Raw genomic sequence first — 23,397 nt, forward strand, 5'->3', positions numbered from 1 at the left:
AGTCTTGCCAGCAACCGGAAGCGCGCCATTTCAAAGATAGATGAACGAAATGAACTCGAGTGATTTCGAAGCCCTTCTTGCGGCACAGCGTAGCGCCATGATTCGCGACATTCCTGCCTCGTCGGCAAGCGCCACGAACGACACGCCCACGCTGACGAAAGCCGAACTCGCTGAGCTGCTGTTCGACAACGTCGGTCTCAACAAGCGCGAGGCGAAGGACATGGTCGAAGCCTTCTTCGAGGTGATTCGCGACGCGCTGGAAAGCGGCGATAGCGTGAAGCTGTCGGGCTTCGGCAACTTCCAGTTGCGCGACAAGCCGCAACGACCCGGCCGCAATCCGAAGACGGGCGAAGCGATTCCTATCGCGGCGCGCCGCGTCGTGACGTTCCATGCGAGCCAGAAGCTCAAGGCGCTCGTGGAGAGCGGCGCCGAAGCGAGTTTCCCGCGTTGATGCGCTGAGTTGGCAGCCTCGCGGCGGTGGCAACATGGCGGGCGAGAACCAGGCGGAAAGTAGCGGACTTCAAGGACCCAGGCGGCGACGCCTCATTGCGCAACCACCACGACGGCAATCCGGCGATGACATCGACAAGCGAAAAGGTCGTCTTGCCTCCCATCCCCGCCAAGCGCTACTTCACCATTGGCGAGGTGAGCGAACTGTGCGGCGTGAAGCCGCATGTGCTGCGGTATTGGGAGCAGGAGTTCACGCAGTTGAAGCCGGTGAAGCGGCGCGGCAATCGTCGCTATTACCAGCATCACGAAGTGTTGTTGATCCGGCGGATTCGCGAACTGCTCTATGAGCAGGGGTTCACGATCAACGGCGCGCGCAATCGTCTGGATTCGCATGGGGCGATGGTCGGCGAATCGGCCCAGGCCGAAGCATCAGGCGAGCCCGCTACCAAAGGCACGATGGCGCTCGTGGACGTCGACCAGTTGCGCAAGGACTTGCTCCATGTGCTCGATTCACTGGGCCGCTGAAACCTTGTTCGAAACGCTTGTGGGTGTGCCGTTCACGCGCAGTTCACGTGCAGTTCACGCGCAGTTCACGAATTGCGCTTGAAGCGGTTCTAATTAGAGAAACTGTCTGTTATACTCTCTAGCTCTCGGGGCGTAGCGCAGCCTGGTAGCGTACCTGCATGGGGTGCAGGTGGTCGGAGGTTCAAATCCTCTCGCCCCGACCAGGAAAATCAAGGACTTACGGTGAAAGCCGTAAGTCCTTTTTCGTTGCAGCGTCTGCCCGCGGGGATAAACCGCTGGCATTCAAGGTTGGCGCCTCGGTGAGGCGGTTTCCGGATGTTCGCGAAGGCGGCAGCGCGAGGCAGCGTCAGGCAGCGCCATTGCGGTTCGCGGGGACCAATCATATGGTGGCTCTGTCGCCTCGAGCCGCTTTCCGATCACGCTACCGCTTGCAGCCACTCAATCCTCGGCTTCACCACCCCACGGTTCATCGTTGTCCCGATATCGAACTGCTCGAGCAGCGCATGCCCTGGTTACGCAAGACGTCGATCAGGAATCCTGCCAAACGGCTTCGCAAGAACGCGAGCCGGATATCCAGAAAGCCGCTTCCTCTTCATATCAAGCTGCCTGAAAGTGCCATCGCGATCCTCGCCGATCGAGTCGAGTGCCGTAAGCAATGCCGCGAAATACGAACGACACCGCAAGATCCGGCTGTTAATTTTTCTCACATATCGGTGAGAATCCTTCGTTATACGGCGCGTGCCATTCGCCTTACGATACGCGTACCTCCGCGCCCGTGATTCGAACGATCGCGCCCCTCCGCGCGCACCCCGTGCCCTTGACAGCGATACCTCAAATGAACCCGATCGAACTCGCGCAACTGGTTTTTCTCGCCGCCCTATGGGGCGGATCGTTTCTGTTCATACGCGTCGGTGTGACCGATTTCGGCGTAGCGCCGCTGATGGCGCTGCGGGTCGGCATCGGGGCGCTGTTCCTGCTGCTAGTGCTGTTCTCCCGGCGTCCCGCGCGCGAGGCGCTGGGCGCGTTGCGCGAGCGTGCGTGGCCCCTCTTCGTCGTCGGCATCCTCAATTCGGCTGCGCCGTTCTGCCTGTTCGCGTGGGCCGAACTCACGCTCTCAGCGGGTGTCACGTCCGTCATCAACGCGACCACGCCGCTGTGGGGCGCAGTGGTCGCATACGTCTGGCTCAAGGATCGTTTGAGCGGGCTGCGCGTGGTCGGGCTTGCCATCGGCTTTGCGGGCGTGCTTGCGCTCGTCTGGGACCAGATCGCGACGCACGCCGGCGATGGGGTATCGTCCACGAGCGCCGCGCTGGCAGCTCTCGCGGCACTGGTTGCTGCAGCGCTCTACGGCGTTGCCGCAAGCTACACGAAGCGCCATCTCACCGGCGTGGACCCCCTCACGGTGGCCGCCGGCACGATGACGAGCGCGAGCGTCGTGCTCGCGCCGTTCGCCGTGGCGACCTGGCCCGCTGCGACTGTTTCGCTCAATGCCTGGGGCGCGGTTCTCGGTCTCGGCGTGGCGTGCACCGGCGTTGCCTATCTGCTGTTCTTCCGGCTGATTGCATCGGTCGGGCCGGCGCGCGCAATCACGGTGACGTTCGTGATCCCGATGTTCGGCATTCTGTGGGGCGCGCTCTTTCTCGGCGAGCGGGTTTCGATGGGCATGGTCGAGGCGTGCGCCGCGATCCTCCTCGGCACCGCGCTCGCGACCGGTTTCGTGAAGCGGCTACCGGGAATCGCCGCGCGGCGCAGCGGGGCGGGCGCGGAGCGCTAGCAAGTGTGTCCTCACATGCCCTGGCGACGGTGCGTGCGCCGCGCGCGGTGAGCGCGGCCAAACGCGCCGCACAGTTCGTCTGGACACACACGCGGGTGGCATGCGCTGCCGCCGAATCGGGCGCAATGCATGCTCATGCGGCCGCGCGCGGCGCACGCTGTGCTCGTTCGTCGCGATCGCCTCGGCCGCTTCTATCGTTTTTCCCAACGGGCAGTGTCGCGACGATCATCGTCCCCACCACGAGCAGTGCCGCGGAATAGATGAGTCCCGCGGCATAGCTGTGTGTCGCATCCTTGAGCCATCCCACGACGAGCGGATTTGCCGCCGAGCTGATATTGCCGATCGCGTTGATCACGGCGATGCCCACCGCGCGCGCTTGCGGCGTGAACGCCTGGTCCGGCGTGGTCCAGAAGATCGACATCGCCGTGTACGAGCCCGCCGATGCGAGGCATACGCCGAGCAGTTGAACGAGCGGCGCGCCGCTTTGCGCGGTCAGTACGCAACCGAGCCCGGAGAGCAGCATCGGTGCCGCGAGGTGCCATTTGCGTTCCTGATGCCGGTCCGAGCGGCGGCCCCACGCGATCATCGCGGCGATGGTCACGATCTGCGGAATCGTCGCGATAAGGCCCACGGTGACATTGCTCGCGCCCGCACTGAAGCCCTTCACGATCAGCGGGGCCCATACGGCGACCATCGCCAGCGTGTTGACGAGGCAGAAGTACGCCGCCGCGAAGCGCAGGACCACCGGCGAGCGCAACTGCTGCCAGAGGCCGGGCTTGCCCGCGGCGTGCGCCGTGGGCGAGGCTTGCGCGTTCGCAGGCTCGGCGAGGGCAGCTTCGAGCGTGCGTTTTTCTTCCGTGCTGAGCCAGCGCGCGGCACGCGGCGTGTCGTCCAGATAGCAATACGCCACGCAGCCGAGCAGCGCGGCAGGCATGCCTTCCAGCACGAAGAGCCACTGCCAGCCCGCAAGCCCGGCGTGGCCGTCGAGCTTGAGGATATAGCCCGAGACTGCGGAGCCGAGCGCAGCCGTCACGGGCATGGCGATCATAAAGAGGGCATTCGCCCGCGCGCGCCACGCGCTCGGGAACCAGCAGGTGAGGTAAAGCAGCATGCCGGGCAGAAAACCCGCCTCGGTCACGCCAACCAGCATGCGCAGCCAGTAGAGCGTGGTGGCGTTGGTGGCGAACATCGTCGCGGTGGAGGCGAGGCCCCACGCGATCATGATGAAGCTGATCCAGCGGCGCGCGCCTACGCGTGCGAGCATCAAATTGCCAGGAATTCCGCACGCGATATACGCGATATAGAAGAGCGTGGTGGCGAAGCCGAACTGCGTGCTCGACAGGCCGAGATCCTTCATCATCGTCAGCCCTGCGAAGCCGATGTTGATCCGGTCGAGGAACGAGACGACGAACTGCAGGAACAGGAAGCCGAGCAAATGACGCGACACTTTGCGTGTCACCCGTTCAGTGGCGGCTGCGTGGCTCGACTGCACCCGCGCGGATGATTGCGCGGACGGATGCGGCGCATGCGAAGCATGCGCTTGCGGGATAGGGCTCATGTGTCTCCTCCAAAGCACCGGGGCGTGATCGTGGCAAGGGTTATTGCGTTGTTGTTTGCCGTGTATCAGGGTTTCGCGCCGATTATCGGAGCGCCTCGCGTATAGGCTGTCCTCAATTTGGGTACAACGGCCGTGTTCCTTCGTCTGGATTCGGGAATACCCGCATCGAGGGCGCTGTTTTATTCACACGAATGCTAGCGTTCAGCGAATATCTGTTAATCGCATTGCGTGAATCCAATTTTCTTCATAAATAGCCGGTAATTTCGAGAGGCGGGTAAAGTCGGCGGGTGACGGCAGGAAAATTCTTCTGCTGAAGGATCGACGCATTTGATTGGCTGCATTCACGATATTGAAAGTCGGTAGTCAGGAATCACGACGTGGAGGGCGTTTCCCGGACGTGCGGTAATGCCGTGCACGAGCGCTGTCGCCTTCTCGCGGCTAGATTTCTTTCTCATATCTGCTTGAATGAATTGAACGTTGCAGGGCGACGGAATCAGATTTCATTAAATGATGCGTGTGCCCGGAATGAATTGATCGACCCGGGAAATACATGAAATCAAGAAAATTGACCTGGCAGGCACGTTCCGCCCCCGGAGCCGTCATCGTGCTCTGCGCGTTCTGCACGGCCGGCGCGCGTGCGGAGAACAGCTTCGGCATCCAGATCGGTCCGGGCGTCGCGGCGCACGACGTCAAGAAGCTCGACCTGGGCCTCGTCTGGGATCCGGGCCTGCAGTGGTGGCACATTGGCGGTTATCACTTCACGGTGGTCGGCGAGGGGCACGTCGCCTACTGGAAGCTGGACGCCGCCGATGCCGTCTACTCCCATATCTGGGAATTCGGCGTGACGCCGGTTTTTCGCTTCATCAAGGACACCGGCTGGTTCAAGCCGTTCATCGAGGCGGGCGTGGGCATACGTTTTCTGTCGCATTTGCGGCAGACACCGGACCGCGCCACCTCGACGTCGTTTCAGTTCGCGAACATGGTCGGCGTGGGCGCGCAGTTTGGCGAGCACGGTAACTATCAGGTCGGATTCCGCTTCCAGCATTTGTCGAACGCGGACATCAAGCAGCCGAATCCCGGCATGAACTTCAGTCAGATCTATTTCCAGTACAACTTCTAGCAGATGCTTGACCGCTGGGACGAAGCGAGCCGCGTGCTAGAATTTTTTTGCATCCCGCCCGTCGAGCGGCACCGATTTTTCGCACCGCCGAATTCATCGAGGTTTCCATGGCCGCAGGCAGTCAACTCACGATTTATACGAGCCGCAAGGACAAGAAAGGGCATAAGTCGGCGGTCTCGTGGATCATGGAAGCCGCGCGCGCACAAGGCGCCTTCGGGATTACCGTGCTCGAAGGCTACGAGGGCCTCGATGCTCATGGAAAGCTGCACGCCGCCCACTTCTTCGATCTCGCCGACGAGCCCGCCGTGGTGCTGATCGTCGCCGACGATCCGTCCATCGATGCGCTGCTCGTCACGCTCGGGCAGGGCGGCGTCGAACTCTTCTATACACGCAGCTCGATCGACTACGGCCGCCTCGGCGGCGTCTGAGCGGTTTCCTGTCTGCCCGCCCCGGGTGCGCTATGCCGCAGTCGCTGCCGTCGCGCAAATTATGATGGTCTCCCGCAACCCGTTAAACTGTCGTTTTTGGTGCGGTGCACCACGGGTTGCGCCGCATGACCGGCATATTTCACAGGCGACACGCCGGCGTCGCAGATAAGGAGTGAGGAGCAGGCATGGCAATCGAAACTGTAGGGATCGTGGGCGCGGGCACGATGGGCAATGGCATCGCGCAAGCGGTAGCGGTGGCGGGGCTCAAGGCGGTGATGATCGACGTCACCGACGCGGCGCTCGCCAAGGGTGTCGCCACGCTCACGCACAGCCTCGAGCGGCTCGTCTCGAAGGGCAAGCTCGAAGCCGGCGCGCGCGATGCCGCGCTCGCGCGCATCGAAACGACCACCGACTACCAGCGTCTCGCGAGCGCCGATCTCGTGATCGAGGCGGCGACCGAGAACGTCGACCTCAAGATGCGCATCCTCAAGCAGATCGAGGCCGCGGCTCGCCCCGACGCGATCGTTGCAACGAACACGTCGTCGATCTCGATCACGGCGCTCGCGACCACGCTCGCCGATCCGTCACGCTTCATCGGCATGCACTTCTTCAACCCGGTGCCGATGATGCCGCTCGTCGAGGTGATCCGCGGGCTGCAGACGCGGCCGGAAGTTGCCGAGGCGGTGCGCGAGATGGCGCTGCGTCTCGAGAAGACGCCGATCGCCGTCAAGAATGCACCGGGCTTCGTGGTGAACCGCATTCTGGTGCCGATGATCAATGAGGCGTTTTTCGTGCTCGCGGACGGCATTGCGAGCGCCGAGGAAATCGACGCGGGCATGAAGCTCGGCGCGAATCACCCGATCGGACCGCTTGCCCTGGCGGACCTGGTCGGCCTCGACGTGTGTCTTTCGGTGATGGACGTTTTTCTGAAGGACTTCGGTGACTCGAAGTATCGTGCCTGCCCGCTGCTGCGCGAGATGGTCGCGGCAGGCCATCTGGGCCGCAAGACCGGCCGTGGCGTGTATCAGTACGACAAGGTGTCCTGACGCACCGGAATGCAGGCGCAGACGCCTGCATTCGGCTTCATGTGAGCACGCTGACCCGGTACTGCGTGACCTGCTGGTACGTCTTGCCGGGCCGCAGCACCACTTCATCGCATGCGGGCGCTTCCATGTTGATCTGGTTCGGGAAGCCGCCCGCTTCGAGGCACAGCCCCGCGTAGCGAGCGCACGTCGCGCCCCTGCGCCCCGGCTGTCCCTCCAGATAATTCCCCGTATAGAGCTGCAAGCCGCGCTGGTCGGTCGCGACGGCAAGCTCGCGCCCGCTGCCCGGATCATAGACCCGCGCCACGGGGCGCACCGGCCAACGGCCCGGCGCGGCGTGCAGCGTGCCTGCCGTGCTCTCGGGCGCGCGCAGCACGTAGCAGTGGTCGAAGCCGCGCGCGCGTTCGAGCTGGGCGTTCGGCCAGTCGAGCCGCGCGCCGAGCGGCGCGCCATGGCGGAAATCGAACGCGCTGCCCGAGACGTCGGCGATGCGACACGGAATCAACTGGGGATCGACCTCGAGGAACGCGTCGGCGTCGATCGTCAGTACATGGCCGCGAATGTCCGGGCTCGCTTCGCCGGAGAGATTGAAGTAGCCGTGGCTCGTGAGGTTGAGCGGGGTGGGAGCGTCAGCCACGCCCTCGTAGTCGATCGTCAGCGTGCCGTCGTCGGCTAGCGTATAGCGCACCTTCACGCTGACGTTCCCGGGAAAGCCGCAATCCCCTTCGGGCGAATCGAGCCGTAGCACCAGCGAACCCCGGTCCTCATCCGCCAGCCACATCTGCCGGTGAAAACCGTTGGCGCCCCCATGCAGCAGATTGCCGTTCTCGTTGCGATCGAGTGCGTAGTCGATGCCGTCGAGCATGAAACGCGCACCCGCGATGCGGTTGGCCCAGCGCCCGATCAGGCCGCCCATGTACGTCGAAGCCGCGAGATAGTCGGCGGGCGTGTCGTGGCCGAGGAGGATGTCCGCGAGGCGGCCGGCGCGATCGGGCGCGAGCCACGAGACGAGCGTCGCGCCGAGGTCGCTCACCATCACCTTCATTCCCTGCGCGTTGCGCAGCGTGTAGAGCCGGACGGCGTCGCCGCCGGGCAGCGCGCCCCACGGTTCCGAACTCAGATGGGCAGCAAGAGTGTTCATGAGGTGAAATGAAAAGTGTTGCTGAATCCCTGGGCGGCCGAAGCCGGCTTCATGGGGTGGACAGCCGCGGGGCGGAAGCGTTCGCCACGCTGTCCTGGTATTCGCGCGGCGTGCAATCGAGTTCGCGCCGGAATACGGCATACATGTACTGCAGCGACGTGAATCCGCAGCGGATCGCCACCTCGGCACTCGATGCGTCGCGACTGGCGAGCATCGCCTTGGCGGCATCGAGCTTGTGGCGCAGGATCTCCTGATGGACCGTGCACTGGAGTTCACGCCGGAAATATTCTTCCAGAGACGAGCGCGACACGCCCACGTAGTCGGCCACCTGCTCGGTCTTGATGCCCTGGCAGGCGTATTGGCGGATGAAGTGCCGTGCACGCATGACATGGGGGCTCGAGAGCGGTTCATGCCGGGTCGATTCGAGCACATTGATGCCGACGGGTGGAACCAGAATGCGTTGTCCCGGAAAACGTGCACCGCGCAGCATCTGGTGCAGCAAGTGTGCCGCCGTCTTGCCCATTTCCTCCGTTCCCTGGATGACCGACGAAAGCGGGATGCGCGTTAGCGTGCGGGTGAGGGGATCGTTGTCGATGCCGATGATCGCCACCTGCTCGGGCACCGCAATGCCGTGAATCAAACATGCCTGCAGCAAATGCCGCGCCCGGGCGTCGGTCACGGCGATCACGCCCACGGGTTTGGGCAGGCTGTGCAGCCAGACGCTCAGCTGCTCGATGGCCTGGTTCCAGGCGCTGGCGCTGGTGGCCTGGCCGCGGTAGATCGGCGCGGGCACGCCTTCCTTGCGGCCGAGCGCCTGGAACGCCAGCTCGCGCTCCTGCGCCCAGCGGTTTTCCTGCGCCACGGGCAGGCTGTACATGGCGAGATTCGGCAGGCCTGCGCCGATCAGATGCGTCCACGCGAGCGAGACCAGTTTGCGGTTGTCGGTCGCGATGTACGGCAGCTCGGGCGGGTACTGCGTCGCATCCTCGAACGACGAACCCACGGCCACGACCGGCAGCGGGCAGCCGCGCAACGCCTCGGCCACGGCAGGGTCGTCGAAGTCGGCGATGATGCCATCGCCGTCGAAGCGCTCGATGCCCGCGAGGCGGCAGCGAAAATCCTCTTCGAGAAACAGGTCCCACGCCACGCGCGTGGAACGTAGATAGTCGCCGATTCCGGCAATGATTTCGCGGTCGTACACCTTGTTCGCGTTGAATAGCAACGCAATGCGGTGGGGTGACTGGGAAGCGGGGGCGCGGGTCATGTCAGCTCGGCGGTGTTTCGCGCGGCGTGCCCGCGCAAAGCCGCCATCTCTCCGGTTCGGGCGCGGTGCGTTCAAATGAGCGTCGCGCTACGATGTCTCTCGCGCCCTTGGCGCGTCGTTTTAAGCGTCCGGCTATTTTAGGCCCAGATTCGGGCTCGCGGACGCCCCTGCCGCGCCACTCGGCAGGAAACATTAAGGGTCTCGCGCAATTTCGCAATTGCCGCGCTTTGCTCGTCGCGGGCAGTATGGCATCACACAGAGGGTGCACGCTGCGCGCTGCGCTGCAACAACACTGGAGACATCATGTCGTATTTCGAACATATCCCCGCAATTCGATACGAAGGCCCGCAGTCGGACAACCCGCTTGCGTACCATCACTACGACCGTACGAGGAAGGTGCTCGGCAAGACGCTCGAGGAGCATCTTCGCATCGCCGTGTGCTACTGGCATTCGTTCGTCTGGCCCGGCAACGACATCTTCGGGCAGGGCGCGTTTCACCGGCCGTGGCAGCAGCCCGGCGACGCCATGGAGCGCGCGCGCCAGAAGGCCGATGCCGCGTTCGAATTCTTCTCGAAGCTCGGCACACCTTATTACACGTTTCACGACACCGATGTGGCTCCGGAAGGCAAGGACCTGAAGGACTACACGGAAAACTTCAAGCGCATGGTCGACTACCTCGGCGAGCGCCAGCAGGCGAGCGGCGTGAAACTGCTCTGGGGCACCGCCAACCTGTTTTCGAATCCGCGCTACGCGGGCGGTGCGGCCACGAGCCCCAACCCCGAAATCTTCGCCTATGCCGCCACGCAGGTTTGCCATGCGCTCGACGCGACGCGCACGCTCGGCGGCGAGAACTACGTGCTGTGGGGCGGCCGCGAGGGCTACGATACGCTGCTCAATACCGACCTCAAGCGCGAACGCGAGCAGTTTGCGCGCTTTCTCTCGATGGTGGTCGAGCACAAGCACCGCACCGGCTTCGCCGGCACGCTGCTGATCGAACCGAAGCCCCAGGAGCCGACCAAGCACCAGTACGACTACGACGTCGCCACGGTGCACGGCTTTCTCACGCAGTACGGCCTGCAGAGCGAGATTCGCGTGAACATCGAGGCAAATCACGCGACGCTCGCCGGCCACTCGTTCCATCACGAAATCGCAACGGCGTTCGCGCTGGGCGTGTTCGGCAGCGTGGACGCGAATCGCGGCGACCCGCAGAACGGCTGGGATACCGACCAGTTCCCCAATAGCGTCGAAGAACTCACGCTCGCGTTCTACGAGATCCTGCGCCACGGCGGTTTCACGACGGGCGGCATGAATTTCGACGCGAAGGTGCGGCGCCAGAGCATCGATCCCGAAGACATGTTCTATGGCCACGTGGGCGCCATCGACGTGCTCGCGCTCGCGCTGGAACGCGCGGCGGTGCTGGTGGAAAACGACCGCCTCGAGCAGTTCCGCACTCAGCGCTACGCGGGCTGGGACAGCGAGTTCGGCCGCAAGATTCTCGCGGGCGGCTATTCGCTCTCGTCGCTGGCTACCGACGCGCTCGCGCACGGCATGAATCCGCAGCACGCAAGCGGCCAGCAGGAGCGGCTCGAAAACGTCGTGAACCAGGCGATTTTTGGTCAGCGCTAGTCCTGTCGCGGCGCGCGAGGGAGGTCCGCGAAAAATCATCAAGGCGCGCCGTCAAATTCGCAATTGCGCCGGTTGGCGTTGAAGGCAAACTGGCGCAAAAAAGAAGGACGGAGACATGTTCATCGGTATCGACCTCGGCACGTCGGGCGTGAAGGCCGTGCTGCTCGATCGCGCGGGCGACGTGCTCGGCAGCGCGAGCGCGGCGCTCAGCGTGAGCCGGCCGCACCCTCGCTGGTCCGAGCAGGCGCCGCAGGACTGGTGGCTCGCCACGCAGAGCGCATTGCGCGCGCTCATCGAGGAAGCGCGCGGACGCGGCATCGACCCGGCTCGCATCGAAGCGCTTGGCCTGACCGGCCAGATGCACGGCGCGACGCTGCTCGATGCGCGAGGCGAGGTGCTGCGCCCAGCGATCCTGTGGAACGACGGTCGTTCGGACAACGAATGTATCGAGCTGGAGCGCGCCGTGCCGCAGCTGCACGCCATCGCGGGCAACCTCGCGATGCCGGGGTTCACGGCGCCGAAACTGCTATGGGTGCGCAAGCACGAGCCGGAAATTTTCTCCCGCATCTCACACGTCCTGCTGCCAAAGGATTATTTGCGCTGGCTGCTCACGGGCGTTTTCGCCACGGACGCCTCCGATGCGGCCGGCACCCTGTGGCTCGACATTGCAAAGCGCGACTATAGCGATACGCTGCTGGCGGCGTGCGGCCTCACGCGCGCGCAAATGCCCGAAGTATTCGAGGGCAACCAGGTGACCGGCACGCTGCGGCCAGAGCTTGCCCGGCAATTCGGCCTGCGCGAAATTCCCGTTGTGGCGGGCGGTGGCGACAACGCGGCTGGTGCCGTGGGCGTGGGCATCGTACGGCCCGGCGATGCGATGCTTTCGCTTGGCACCTCGGGGGTGTATTTCGCCGTCTCGGACGGCTTTCTCGCCAATCCAGATTCCGCGGTTCACAGCTTCTGCCATGCATTGCCGCAAACGTGGCATCTGATGTCCGTGATGCTCAACGCGGCCAGCTGCCTCGACTTCACGGCGCAGCTCACGGGCTACGAGAGCGTAGCGGCACTGCTCGCCGACGCCGAAGCGAACTCGAGCGCCGGGCGCGATGCGCGCCGGCCGTGGTTCCTGCCATACCTGAGCGGCGAGCGCACGCCGCACAACAACGTCAACGCGAAGGGCGTGTTTTACGGCATGACTCCGCAGACCTCGCGGGCCGATCTCGCGAACGCGACGCTCGAAGGTGTGGGCTTCGCCTTGCTCGACGGCGTTGACGCGCTACATGCGGCGGGCCTCATGCCCGACACGATCACGGTGATCGGGGGCGGCTCGCGCAGCGCCTGGTGGACCCAGATGCTCGCCGATATCAGTGGTCGCGCGCTCACGCTGCGCACGGGCGGCGAAGTCGGCCCGGCGCTGGGCGCCGCGCGCCTCGCGCATCTCGCGCTCGAACCTGGCGCGTCGCTCGACGAAGTCTGCCCGCAACCGCCCGTGCTCGCGGTGCGTGAACCCGATGCCGCGCGCCACGCATGGTATCGCGAAGCGCGGCGCCCGACCTTTGGTGCGCTGTATCGCGCACTCGAACCGGTTTTCGCAACCGGCGCCTGAAAGGAGGCGTCGGGGTGGAAAAGAACTGCACGCCCAGCGTAGCCGTGCAGTCGATTGGCAGTCCTACAGGTAGCCCGCACGCCAGGCCGTTTTTGTGTGTGTTGCGCCATTGAATCGGCATCTATCCGATAACCAGTCGCCGTGCCGGCGACGCGTACGCGCGTTGGCGTGCATTGGCATCAAGAGGAGTATGGAGACATGAATTTCGCCAAACGTCGTTCTGTTCTGAGTTCGCTCATCTGCGGCGCTGTGCTTGCGAGCCTGTCGCTCGCGGCACCGCTCGCGCATGCGAGCAAGGATCATCCCGAAATCGGCTTCTGCATCGACGACTTGCGCGTCGAGCGCTGGTCGCGCGATCGCGACTACTTCGTCGCCGCGGCCGAGAAGCTGGGCGCGAAAGTGTCGGTGCAATCGGCCGACGCGAGCGAAGCGCGCCAGATTTCGCAGATCGAAAACCTGATTTCGCGTGGCGTCGACGTCATCGTGATCGTGCCGTTCAATTCGAAGACGCTGGGCAATGTCGTGGCCGAGGCGAAGAAGGCGGGCATCAAGGTCGTCTCCTATGACCGGCTGATCCTCGACGCCGACATCGACGCCTATATCTCGTTCGACAACGAGAAGGTGGGCGAGCTCCAGGCGAAGGGTGTCTACGACGCGCAGCCCAAGGGCAATTACTTCCTGCTGGGCGGCGCGCCGACGGACAACAACGCGAAGATGCTGCGTGAAGGACAACTGAAGGTTCTCAAGCCCGCGATCGACCGCGGCGACATCAAGGTGGTCGGCCAGCAGTGGGTGCCGGAATGGAGCGCTTCGACTGCGCTGCGCATCACGGAAGACGCGCTCACCGCGAACAACAACAAGATCGACGCAATCGTCGCCTCGAACGACGGCACGGCGGGCGGCGCGATCCAGGCGCTCGCCGCGCAGCATCTCGCGGGCAAGGTGCCGGTGTCGGGCCAGGACGCGGACCTCGCGGCGGTCAAGCGCGTGGTGGCGGGCACGCAAACCATGACGGTCTACAAGCCGCTCAAGCTCATCGCGGGCGAGGCTGCGAAGCTCGCCGTCGATCTCGCGAAGGCTCAGAAGCCCGCGTACAACGCGCAGTATGACAACGGCAAGAAGAAGGTCGACACCGTGCTGCTGCAGCCCACGCTGCTGACGAAGAGCAACGTCGACGTCGTCGTGAAGGACGGCTTCTACACGCAGGCGCAACTGGCCAGCCAGTAACGCCGTGGGCCAGGCGGCCCGCGCACGCCACGGCGCGCGCGGGCCTTCGCAGCGAGTAACCAGCGTATGACCGAACCCTTGCTGACGATGCGCGGCATCGTCAAATCCTTTGCGGGTGTGAAAGCGCTCGACGGCATCGATCTCACGGTGCGGCCCGGCGAATGCGTGGGGCTGTGCGGCGAGAACGGCGCCGGCAAATCCACGCTCATGAAAGTGCTGTCGGGCGTGTACCCGCACGGCACCTGGAGCGGCGAGATCCAGTGGGAAGGCGCGCCGCTCGAAGCGCAGAGCGTGCGTGACACCGAGCGCGCCGGCATCGTCATCATCCATCAGGAACTGATGCTCGTGCCCGAGCTATCGGTTGCGGAGAACATTTTTCTCGGCAACGAGATCACGTTGCCGGGCGGCCGCATGAACTACGCGGCGATGTACCAGCGCGCCGACGAATTGCTGCGCGAGCTGAACATCGACGCGATCAACGTGGCGCAGCCGGTGATGAACTATGGCGGCGGCCACCAGCAGCTCATCGAGATCGCGAAAGCGCTCAACAAGCGCGCGAAGCTGCTGATTCTCGACGAGCCGTCGTCCTCGCTCACAGCGGCGGAAACGAAGATCCTGCTCGACATCGTGCGCGACCTCAAGCGGCGCGGCGTGGCGTGCGTCTACATCTCGCACAAGCTCGACGAAGTCGAAGCCGTGTGCGACACGGTCAGCGTGATTCGCGACGGACGCCACGTGGCCACCGAACCGATGGCGGCGCTCACGACCGACCGCATCATCGCGATGATGGTGGGGCGCGAGATCCGCAATCTCTTTCCGCGCGAGCCGCACGACATCGGCGAGGTCGTATTCGAGGCGCGCAACGTGACCTGCTACGACGTGACGAACCCGCGCCGCAAGCGCGTGGACGACGTCTCGTTCTCGCTGCGGCGTGGCGAGATCCTGGGCGTGGCCGGACTCGTGGGCGCGGGCCGGACCGAAACGATGCAGGCGATCTTCGGCGCCTATGCGGGGGTGTGCACGGCAACGGTGATGCTCGAAGGCAAGCCGCTGAAGATCCGTTCGCCGCTCGACGCCATCAACGCGGGCATCGCCATGGTGCCCGAGGACCGCAAGCGCCACGGCATCGTGCCGCAACTGGGCGTGGGGCACAACATCACGCTCTCGGTGCTGCAGCGTTTTTCGAAGCACGGACGCATCGATACCGCCGCGGAATTCGACACGATCCGCACGGAGATGCAGCGCCTTTCGGTGCGCGCGGCAAATCCCATGTTGTCGATCGCGAGCCTCTCGGGCGGCAATCAGCAGAAGGCGGTGCTCACCAAGATGCTGCTCACCGAGCCGAAAGTGCTGATTCTCGACGAGCCCACGCGAGGCGTGGACGTCGGCGCGAAGTACGAGATCTACAAGCTGATCTTCCAGCTGGCCAAACGCGGCGTGGCGATCGTGATGGTCTCGTCCGAGCTGCCCGAGGTGCTCGGCATCAGCGATCGCGTGCTGGTGATCGGCGAGGGCGAGTTGCGCGGCGACTTCGTCAACGAAGACCTCACGCAGGAAGACATTCTCGGCGCGGCGATCCAGAGCGTGCGCGCCCAACCCGATACAGCGAGTGCAGTATGACACCCGACGTCACGACCCAAGGCGCACGCCAAGGCCTGCCGCAAGCCAGCCAGGGCTATGCGCAGCGTTTCCAGCAACTCTTCTCACGCTACAAGATCCTCGCGCTGCTGCTCGCGGTGGCGGTGATCTGGCTGTTCTTTTCGCTGCTCACGCATGGCGCGTTCGTCACGCCACGCAACGTGTCGAACCTGCTGCGGCAGATGTCGATCACCGGCATGCTCGCGTGCGGGATGGTGTTCGTCATCATCGCGGGCGAGATCGATCTTTCGGTCGGCTCGCTGCTGGGCTTGCTCGGCGGCGTGGCTGCGATTCTCGACGTGAACCGCGGCTGGCCCATCGGCGTGACCGTGCCGGTGGTGCTCGCGCTCGGCGTGCTCGTGGGTCTCTTCAACGGCTGGTGGTCGACGTACCGGCGCGTGCCGTCGTTCATCGTGGGCCTCGGCGGCATGCTCGCGTTTCGCGGCGTGCTGCTCGGCATCACCGGCGGCTCGACCATCGCTCCGGTGTCCGATCACTTCGTGTTTCTCGGGCAGGGGTATTTGCCGCGTGTGGCCGGCGACGTGCTGGCGCTCGCGCTCTTCGTGCTGCTCGCGGTGCTCACGGTGCGCCAGCGCGCGAACCGCAGGCGCTATCAACTGAGCGTCGTGCCGCTCTGGCAGGACGCCGCGAAGATCGTCGGCGCGGGCGCGATCCTGCTTGCTTTCGTGCTGATGCTCGACAGCTATGGGGGCATTCCGGTGCCCGTGCTGCTGCTGCTTGCGCTGCTCGGCGTGTTCACATGGATCGCCACGCAAACCGTGTTCGGCCGGCGCATCTACGCGGTGGGCTCCAACCTCGAAGCCACGCGACTTTCGGGCGTCAACACGAACCGCGTGAAGCTTGCGATCTTCGCGCTCATGGGGCTCATGTGCGCGTTCGCGGGCATCGTCAATACGGCGCGTCTCGCGGCGGGTTCGCCCTCCGCGGGCACGATGGGCGAGCTCGACGCGATCGCGGCATGCTTTATCGGCGGCACCTCAATGCGCGGCGGCTCTGGCACCGTGTACGGCGCGCTGATCGGTGCGCTCGTGATGGCGAGCCTCGATAACGGCATGTCGATGCTCGACGTGGACGCATACTGGCAGATGATCGTGAAGGGCGGCATCCTGGTTCTCGCCGTGTGGATCGACGTGGTGTCGGGATCGAACCGCCGTTGAGTTGTATCTGGTTCGGAATGCAGATCAACTGACAGCGATACGCCACCACGCCGGGAGCAGCGCGCGCACGCCGGGTTGCGCGAAGCGGTCGTCGAGCAGATGCACGACGCCGCGATCCTGCTCGGTGCGGATCACGCGGCCGGCGGCCTGCACGACCTTGCGCAGGCCGGGAATCAGGTAGGTGTAGTCGAAGCCTTCGCCGTAGAGCGTGTCCATTCTCGCGCGCATCGCTTCGTTTACGGCGTTCACCTGGGGCATGCCGAGCGTGGCGATGAACGTGCCGATGAGGCGCGTGCCGGGCAGGTCGATGCCTTCGCCGAACGCGCCGCCCAGCACCGCGAAGCCAATGCCGCAGCCGCCTTCCACGAAGCGTGCGACGAAGGCCTGCTGGCTGGCTTCGTCCATCGTCCGCGACTGAAGCCATACGTCCACCTCGGGGTGGCGCGCGATGAACGAATCGGCGGCTCGCTGCAGATAGTCGTAGCTGCTGAAAAAACACAAATAGTTGCCCGGGCGCTCGGCATATTGTTCCGCCACGCGCGCGACGAGCGCTTCGAGCGAACGCTCGCGGTCCTTGTAGCGCGTCGAGATATGGCGGGCGATGCGCACGTCGAGCTGTTCAGCGCGGAACGGCGTGTCGATGTCGACGCTCACCGTGCTGGCGGGCAGTCCGAGCATGTCGGTGTAGTAGTGTGTGGGCGAGAGCGTCGCCGAAAACATCGTCGTGCTGTGCGCCGTGGCGATACGCGGGCGCAAGGCTTCCGCAGGCACGATGTTGCGGATCGCGAGCGTCGAGCGCGGGCGGCGCGCGCTCTGCTGCGGCAGCGGCGTTACGTCGAACAGCGAATGCTTGTCGAAGCGTTCCGCGATGCGCGTGAAATGCAGGACATCGAAATAGAAGCGCTCCAGCTCGGGGTCGCGCACTAGCGCCGGCTCGGCGAGCTGGTCGCCGATCGCACCGATCACGTCGCCAAGCGCGGCAACGAGGCCCTCGGGCAAGGTGTCGCTTGCACGCCAGGCACCCGGTTGCACGGTGTTCTGCGCGTTCCAGTGCTTCTGCAGGCGTGCGAGCGCACGCTTGAGCGGCGCGCTCGCGGCACGGCGCACGCCGTCGATACGCGTTTGCACGAGTTCCGCCGAATACATTGCGCGGGCGCGCTCGGGCAGGTTGTGCGCCTCGTCCACCAGCACACTCGCGCGCCACTGGTTGTGAACGGCGAGCATGAACAGCATGGCGCTCGTGTCGAACCAGTAGTTGTAGTCGCCGACGATCACATCGCTCCAGCGCGCGAGCTCCTGGCCGAGGTAATACGGGCATACGGCGTGCTCGCTCGCCACTTCGCGCAGCGCCGCGCGATCGAGCCGCACGCGATCGAGCGCCGCCGCTCGCGCGGCGGGCAAGCGGTCGTAGAAACCCCGCGCCAGCGGGCACGATTCGCCATGGCACGCCGCTTCGGGATGCTCGCACGCCTTCTCGCGCGCAACCAGTTCGAGTACGCGCAGCGGCAACCTTCTACCTGCTGCATCGGGGGACGGGGCGCAGTTAGCGCCGGCGAGCGTGGCTAGGGCGTCGAGCGCCAGTTGGCGTCCCGAGCTTTTCGCGCTCAGGAACACGACCTTGTCGATCGCGGCGCGTGGGCAGGCCTTCAACTGCGGAAACAGCGTGCCGATGGTCTTGCCGATGCCCGTCGGCGCCTGCGCGAGCAGGCAGCGCCCCTGGGTGGCCGCGCGCCAGACGGCCTCGGCGAGCTCGCGCTGGCCGTGTCGAAACGAAGGGTGCGGCAGGCACAGCGTGGCGAGTGCGGCGTCACGCTCAGCCCGATGGCCGCATTCCTGGTCGGCCCATGCAACGAAGCGGCGGCATTGCGTCTCGAACGCGGCGCGCAGCTCCGAAGCGCTGGCGTGTTCGACGAGCGCCGTCTCGCGGCCCGACCCGATGTCGTAGTAGACGAGCGCGAGTTCGAGCGCCTCGAGGCCGAGCTTTTCGCACAGGAGCGCCCCATAGACGCGCAACTGCGCCCAGTGCAGCGCCCGCTGGTTTTCGCGCATCGCTTCGAGATCGCCGCGATAGGTCTTGAACTCTTCGAGCCTGCGGCGCGCCGGGTCGTAGCCGTCGGCGCGGCCGCGCACCGTCAGCGTTTCGAATGTGCCCGAAAGCGCGACTTCGGTCTCGTAGCCCGGCGGGCGCCGTGCGGCGATGGCGGCGTGGCCGGCGCGGCCATCGCTCGCGTCGGGAGACGGCGTGAAGCGCAAGTCGAGGTCGCCGCGTTTGGCGGTGAACTCGCATAGCGTGCGCACGGCGACGGTGTAGCTCATGGCGCGCGCAACGCCTGCGAGGCGGCGGCTGTGCCGGTAGAGTCAGAGTCGGGCCAGCGCACCAGCAAGACCGAGACGGGCATGCCATGCTGCGCGCAATACGCAAGCCAGCGGCGCTGGTTGTCCTGCAGACGATCGCCGGGCCCTTTTACTTCGATGAGCTCGTAGCGCCCCTCGTGCGGCCAGAAGCGCACGAGGTCGGGCAGACCCGAACGGTTCGCAACCGGCTCGCGCAGCAGCCGCTCGAACCAGAGGCGCAGATGGGCGGCGGGGAAACAGTCGAGCGCGAGCGCAAGCAGCTCGCCGCTCAACGCGGGCCATGCGACGAAGGGCGACTGAATGCCGGCCTTGTCCGCATAGCGCCGCAGGATCGAATCGCGGTACGCGTGGGTATCGAGTTCGGCGAGACATGCTTCGAACTGCGAAGCACGCCTTGCGACGAAATCGGCTGCGTGCAGGTCGGCGGGGCCGCGCTGGAACGGATGGAAGAACGCGCCAGGCAGCGGCGCGAACAACGCGGGCCAGCAGAGCAGGCCGAAAAGGGCGTTGATCAGCGTGTTCTCGACGTAGAACACCGGCGCTTGCGCCGTGGTTAGCGAGAGCCGGGCGGCTTCTTCGACGCGCAGTCCCGCAGGCGCTGCAACCAGCGCCAGTTCGCGCTGCGCGAACCCCGGCTCCGCTGTCGCTTTCGACTTCGCGCGCGTGCGTGCGAGGCGTGAGCGCGTGCGCGCCGCGCGCTGGCCCTCTTCTTCGTTCAGGGGCGCTTCGGCGATCGCCGTTGCGAGCGCGAGCGCTTCGTCCCGGCGGTCCAACTGTTCGAGCACGCGCACGCGCCGGTAGCGCGATTCGGGATGCCCGCAGTCGAGGTACGCGCGCCACGCGAGTTCGGGGTCGCCCGCGCGCTCGGCGGCGAGTCCCGCGGCGTGACGCAGCTTGTCATGACGCGCGCGCAGCCACGCGTTGACCTGCGTGCGCGGGGCAAGCGCGTCGAGCGCGGCGAGCGTCGTCGCAATGGCGGCGTTGAGTGCGCAGGCGCCATTGGAGTCCGCGGCCTGTGCGGCACGGTCGAGTTCGTCGCGGCAATCGCGCAGCGCGAGATAGGTGTCGATATCCTCGCGGCGCTGGAACGCGCGCGACGCATCGTCGAGCGGCACGCTCTCGTAGCGATAGACGCCGAGATCGGCGAGCACGAACTCGGACCAGTCCTGATGCAGGTTGCCGAAGAACATGAGCCGCAGGCGCTCGCAGAGCGGCGCGGCGGTGAACAGCAACACGGTGTCGGGCGAAGCGGGGAACCAGGCGTCCCACGCACGAGGCTGGGGCGCGGCGGCATAGTGTGAGCCAAGCGCGGCGAGCATGGCCGCACGCGTGGCGCGGGGTTCGAGCGCGATGCCAAGGCGTGTGGCGAGCGCTTGCAATTCGGCCTTCATTACAAGCGGGGCGAGGGCAGCGAGGTCGAGCATGGGCGCGTCGTCGATCCAGCGCGCCGCGACGAGCGGTGCCGCCGCTGCGCGCGGGCAGCCGATCTCCTCGTATGCGAGGCGGCTTGCGCGGAAATGCGGCCCCTTGCGCATCAGCATGCGCACGAAGAGCGCGCGCGAGGCGCGCGGCAAGTGCGCGAAGCCGGCGGCAAAGCGGCGCTCGGGGTCGTCGAACAGGTCGGCGCAGCGCTCGTCGAGCCACGCCAGCGCGCGCTCGAAGTTCGCGAGGTAGTAGAACGGATCGGGAGAGTCGGGAAGCACGCGCGGTACTGTACGGATATACAGCGGCGATGATAGCAGGCTGCGCCGCTGTCCGGTTGTGCACGGGCGCGAGGGCGAACGGGGGGCTCGAGCGCCGTAAGGGATTCCCCTGACCTACGCTACAATTGCCGCAGCCTGAAAACGGAAGAGCGATGAACAAACGTAACGCATGCTTCGCCGGCCTCGTGGCCGCGATCACGCTGCTCGCGGGATGCGCGGCGCAGTACCGCAACACCAGCGCCTGCGAAGAGGAGATGCGCAACCGGCTCGCCGCTACGACCTTCGGCGGGCTGAAGGTCACGCATAGCGCGACGACCTGGCGCGGCGCGCGCGTCGTGGTCGAAGGGCAGCTCGATCATGGCGCCGCGTCCGACGCCGCGGTTTCGGCGCAAGCGTCATCGCCCACGGCGGCGAGTGCGCCGCACGCTACCACGGCCACCGCACCGGTCGCACAGGCCGCGGCGTTGCCCGGCACGATGTCCGTTCCGACGGCGCCCGGCGCAACGGCGGGCGCTGGCGTGGAGGACAAACCGACCACGCCGGTCGCGGCACTTGCCGCAAAACTCGGCATCAAGAAAGCCCCGGTCACGCCAACGGCTGCGGAGTGCACGTTCAACGAAACCGGCCTCGCGACGTTCCGCTGGCTCGCCCCCGCGCCGCTCGCGAAGACCACGCCGGACCCGAACGCCGAAAGCGACTGAGGCGAACCGCCGTGCCGTTACACCAAGGCCTCGCAAGAGGCCTTCGTCATTTCTGACTCGCCCGTGACTCGCGTGTCACGGCAATTTCGTCGCTGAGGCCGCGCTCAGAACGCGAAGTACGGCCCGTTGCCCGCAGGCGTGGCCTGCGCCTCGATCGCCGTGAACACACGCCGCCCGAAGAAGAATGGCAGTCCCCAGTCGAACGCATAGGCGTTGTAGCCCGCGAGATTGCTGAACGCCCAGTTGCCGGTGGCGAGAAGCGTTGCCGGACCCGTCACCGAGAGAGCCACGGAAGCACTCACGCCATCGAGTCCGGTGATCGTCGCGGCGAGGCTGACCGGCGAACTCGGGCAATACCAGATGCCACAGCGCGCCATGGTCGAGCTGTTGAAGTACAGCGCATTCGAGCCCGTGTCGAGATAGCTCTGCGAGTAGACGGTGCCATCCGACGTCGTCGTCTTCACATAGCCGGTGTTCGCGTTCGCGTGCAGCACGGTCGCGCTGCCGAGCGTGTTGTTCGCCTGCGTGCCGATGCCGAAGATCAGCGACCCGCTAACCGTAGACGACCCGTCGGCGGCCACGTCGGGCAGCGCGATGACCACGCCGTTGTTGTCGGCGGTAAAGCCCGCGACCGGGTTGCCGACCTGCTGCGCGAGTGGCTGCACGCTCGGCGTGCAGCCGCTCGCGGGACACGCGTAGTACCACGCGGATTGTGATGTGTTCACGCAGGAGACGCCGCAATCCTCGCTGAACGGTCCGATGCCGAGAATGCCGTTCGCGTGCAGCGTGGCGGCGCTATTCATCGCGAGGCCGAGCCCGGAGCAACCGGAGGGCACGGCGGGCACCGCCGGGTCCGCGATGAGCTGGATCGGCAGCGAGGCGGCGATTTCGCCCGCGAGCTTCACGTCGGCGCGCCGTACGGCGCCCCGTACGGCGCCCCACGTGTAGCCCGTGCCGAATACCGAACATTCGCCAGCGATGTCGGCACCCGCGCCAGCCGTCACTGCGGGCAGCGCGAAGCCCGCTGGCAGCGCCGAGGCGAGCAGGCGCAAGCCCTGCGATCCCGTGTCGACTTGCACGTTGTCGACGGTTGCGCAGGTCGCGGTGCCCGGCACGCAGACCGTGACGCTCGCCATCAGCATGTTGCGCGTCGAGGTGGGCGTGGGGCCGACCGTCACGGCAAGGACGTTCGGCGTGGCCGATTGCGGCACCGTGCCGCTCGGGTTGCCCGTGCTGGCGAGCGACGGCGTGCTCGCCTTGGGTGTCGCGCTCGCTGATGCCGTTGCATTGCCCGACGCAGTGCCGGAGCCGCCGCCGCCACAGGCGGCCAGCAGCGCGCAGAGCGCAAAGCCGGCGACCCCGGCGCCCAGCCGGGCGCGGGCGAGACAGGAAAGCCGCGGGTGGGGGAGGTCGCTCATTGCAGATCTCCCTCGCCGATGCCGACGGGCAGCGCGGCGGGCAGCCACGCGCGTCCTGCGTACGCGCGCATGTGGCCGCCCGTCTCGACTACGACCTGCGAGCCGTCGACACGCGCAGCGTGCAGGTCGTCGCCGCCGGCCGCGTGCAGCGCAGCGGCCGCGCTGCGCCAGTCGGGTGCATAGCGGCCGAGCAGTATTTCCAGGTTGGGCTGCGCGGGCCCTTGCCACGTGTACGCGAACACCGTCCCGGTGCCGCCGGCGACGTATTCGCTGACGCTCGTGCCGCTCGCGTCGACATAACTGACAACGCGAGCGGCGCCGCCCGAAACGGCGCGTGTGACGGCGCCGGCAGGCATTGCCGCGATGTCGCCGAGCGCGGCGTATGCGGTCGTGGCGGCGATGCCGAGGCTACCGAGCGCGCAGGAGAATGCCGCGGCGCGGACCGCCTGGACGAAGCTGTAAGTTTTCATGACGCTCTCCGGTCCTGCTTTGTGTGAACTTCTTTTTTGAGATTTCGAAGCGAAATTAGCACCGGGGTCGTTTTCGCAAGAGGTGCGCGCTGCCATGGCGGCCGAGCGCAACGTCGCGTTCAGTCGCGGTTCGCCGCTAGTTCATTGAAATAAAAGGGAAATGCAGGTGAGA

Annotated in this window: 19 protein-coding genes and 1 tRNA gene; 13 read left to right on the forward strand and 7 right to left on the reverse strand. The window is 65.7% G+C overall.

Annotated features, from left to right (window positions below; translation table 11 throughout):
* The first annotated feature begins 40 nt into the window (after positions 1-40).
* From BMI01S_RS11920 to BMI01S_RS11935, 4 genes are all read left to right on the forward strand, one after another.
* Positions 41-451, forward strand: a complete 411-nt coding sequence (locus BMI01S_RS11920; protein ID WP_028204248.1) for an integration host factor subunit alpha — start codon at positions 41-43, stop codon at positions 449-451.
* A gap of 125 nt (positions 452-576) precedes the next feature.
* A complete protein-coding gene (locus tag BMI01S_RS11925; protein ID WP_028210141.1) occupies positions 577-975 on the forward strand; it encodes a MerR family transcriptional regulator in 399 nt (132 codons plus the stop codon).
* A gap of 126 nt (positions 976-1,101) precedes the next feature.
* A tRNA-Pro gene (locus BMI01S_RS11930) sits at positions 1,102-1,178 on the forward strand.
* A gap of 632 nt (positions 1,179-1,810) precedes the next feature.
* Positions 1,811-2,749 carry a DMT family transporter gene (locus BMI01S_RS11935; RefSeq protein ID WP_042289290.1) on the forward strand — a complete coding sequence of 313 codons (939 nt, stop codon included), beginning with the start codon at positions 1,811-1,813 and terminating at the stop codon, positions 2,747-2,749.
* Between the two features lie 133 nt (positions 2,750-2,882).
* Here BMI01S_RS11935 and BMI01S_RS11940 read toward each other — a convergent pair whose 3' ends face one another.
* Entirely contained in the window at positions 2,883-4,307 is a 1,425-nt protein-coding gene (locus tag BMI01S_RS11940; RefSeq protein WP_081715832.1) for an MFS transporter, read from the reverse strand.
* Positions 4,308-4,857: 550 nt separating this feature from the next.
* Between BMI01S_RS11940 and BMI01S_RS11945 the strand changes: the two genes are divergently transcribed.
* The 3 genes from BMI01S_RS11945 to BMI01S_RS11955 all read left to right on the forward strand — a co-directional run bounded on the left by BMI01S_RS11945 (position 4,858) and on the right by BMI01S_RS11955 (position 6,901).
* Positions 4,858-5,427, forward strand: a complete 570-nt coding sequence (locus tag BMI01S_RS11945) for an acyloxyacyl hydrolase (protein WP_081715831.1) — start codon at positions 4,858-4,860, stop codon at positions 5,425-5,427.
* Between the two features lie 107 nt (positions 5,428-5,534).
* Positions 5,535-5,855, forward strand: coding sequence for a DUF190 domain-containing protein (locus BMI01S_RS11950; protein WP_036017891.1), 321 nt, complete (start codon positions 5,535-5,537; stop codon positions 5,853-5,855).
* A 185-nt stretch (positions 5,856-6,040) separates the two neighbouring features.
* Positions 6,041-6,901: a 3-hydroxybutyryl-CoA dehydrogenase gene (locus tag BMI01S_RS11955; RefSeq protein WP_028210137.1), complete on the forward strand. Its 861-nt coding sequence runs from the start codon at positions 6,041-6,043 to the stop codon at positions 6,899-6,901.
* A 37-nt stretch (positions 6,902-6,938) separates the two neighbouring features.
* Here BMI01S_RS11955 and BMI01S_RS11960 read toward each other — a convergent pair whose 3' ends face one another.
* Positions 6,939-8,039, reverse strand: coding sequence for an aldose epimerase family protein (locus BMI01S_RS11960; RefSeq protein ID WP_028210136.1), 1,101 nt, complete (start codon positions 8,037-8,039; stop codon positions 6,939-6,941).
* 49 nt (positions 8,040-8,088) lie between these two features.
* Complete coding sequence (locus BMI01S_RS11965) at positions 8,089-9,303, reverse strand: XylR family transcriptional regulator (RefSeq protein ID WP_028210135.1); 1,215 nt, start codon at positions 9,301-9,303, stop codon at positions 8,089-8,091.
* A 303-nt stretch (positions 9,304-9,606) separates the two neighbouring features.
* On the opposite strand from BMI01S_RS11965, the gene xylA reads away from it, so the two are divergent.
* The 5 genes from xylA to BMI01S_RS11990 all read left to right on the forward strand — a co-directional run bounded on the left by xylA (position 9,607) and on the right by BMI01S_RS11990 (position 16,578).
* The gene (gene xylA / locus BMI01S_RS11970; RefSeq protein WP_028210134.1) at positions 9,607-10,929 is read left to right on the forward strand and encodes a xylose isomerase; all 1,323 of its coding nucleotides are present in this window, start codon (positions 9,607-9,609) and stop codon (positions 10,927-10,929) included.
* 115 nt (positions 10,930-11,044) lie between these two features.
* Entirely contained in the window at positions 11,045-12,535 is a 1,491-nt protein-coding gene (gene xylB, locus BMI01S_RS11975) for a xylulokinase (RefSeq protein ID WP_028210133.1), read from the forward strand.
* 198 nt (positions 12,536-12,733) lie between these two features.
* Positions 12,734-13,762, forward strand: coding sequence for a D-xylose ABC transporter substrate-binding protein (xylF, locus tag BMI01S_RS11980; protein ID WP_028210132.1), 1,029 nt, complete (start codon positions 12,734-12,736; stop codon positions 13,760-13,762).
* A gap of 66 nt (positions 13,763-13,828) precedes the next feature.
* Positions 13,829-15,382 (forward strand): D-xylose ABC transporter ATP-binding protein, encoded by a 1,554-nt coding sequence (xylG, locus tag BMI01S_RS11985; RefSeq protein WP_028210131.1) that lies wholly within the window; start codon positions 13,829-13,831, stop codon positions 15,380-15,382.
* The gene (locus BMI01S_RS11990) at positions 15,379-16,578 is read left to right on the forward strand and encodes a sugar ABC transporter permease (protein WP_028210130.1); all 1,200 of its coding nucleotides are present in this window, start codon (positions 15,379-15,381) and stop codon (positions 16,576-16,578) included. Before xylG ends, BMI01S_RS11990 begins: the two co-directional genes overlap by 4 nt.
* Positions 16,579-16,602: 24 nt before the next feature.
* Here the strand turns inward: BMI01S_RS11990 and BMI01S_RS11995 are convergent, their stop codons facing one another.
* Positions 16,603-18,894 (reverse strand): ATP-dependent DNA helicase, encoded by a 2,292-nt coding sequence (locus BMI01S_RS11995; protein WP_028210129.1) that lies wholly within the window; start codon positions 18,892-18,894, stop codon positions 16,603-16,605.
* Positions 18,891-20,636: a VRR-NUC domain-containing protein gene (locus tag BMI01S_RS12000; protein WP_028210128.1), complete on the reverse strand. Its 1,746-nt coding sequence runs from the start codon at positions 20,634-20,636 to the stop codon at positions 18,891-18,893. The genes BMI01S_RS11995 and BMI01S_RS12000 overlap by 4 nt, the downstream gene beginning before the upstream one ends.
* A gap of 152 nt (positions 20,637-20,788) precedes the next feature.
* On the opposite strand from BMI01S_RS12000, the gene BMI01S_RS12005 reads away from it, so the two are divergent.
* A complete protein-coding gene (locus tag BMI01S_RS12005; RefSeq protein ID WP_036017887.1) occupies positions 20,789-21,337 on the forward strand; it encodes a hypothetical protein in 549 nt (182 codons plus the stop codon).
* A 104-nt stretch (positions 21,338-21,441) separates the two neighbouring features.
* On the opposite strand, the gene BMI01S_RS12010 is transcribed toward BMI01S_RS12005, so the two are convergent.
* Positions 21,442-22,755: a DUF3443 domain-containing protein gene (locus tag BMI01S_RS12010; protein WP_081723348.1), complete on the reverse strand. Its 1,314-nt coding sequence runs from the start codon at positions 22,753-22,755 to the stop codon at positions 21,442-21,444.
* Entirely contained in the window at positions 22,752-23,225 is a 474-nt protein-coding gene (locus BMI01S_RS12015; protein WP_028210125.1) for a DUF2844 domain-containing protein, read from the reverse strand. The genes BMI01S_RS12010 and BMI01S_RS12015 overlap by 4 nt, the downstream gene beginning before the upstream one ends.
* Positions 23,226-23,397 lie beyond the last annotated feature (172 nt).

Source organism: Paraburkholderia mimosarum LMG 23256 = NBRC 106338, assembly GCF_000739815.1.
Lineage (GTDB): Bacteria > Pseudomonadota > Gammaproteobacteria > Burkholderiales > Burkholderiaceae > Paraburkholderia > Paraburkholderia mimosarum.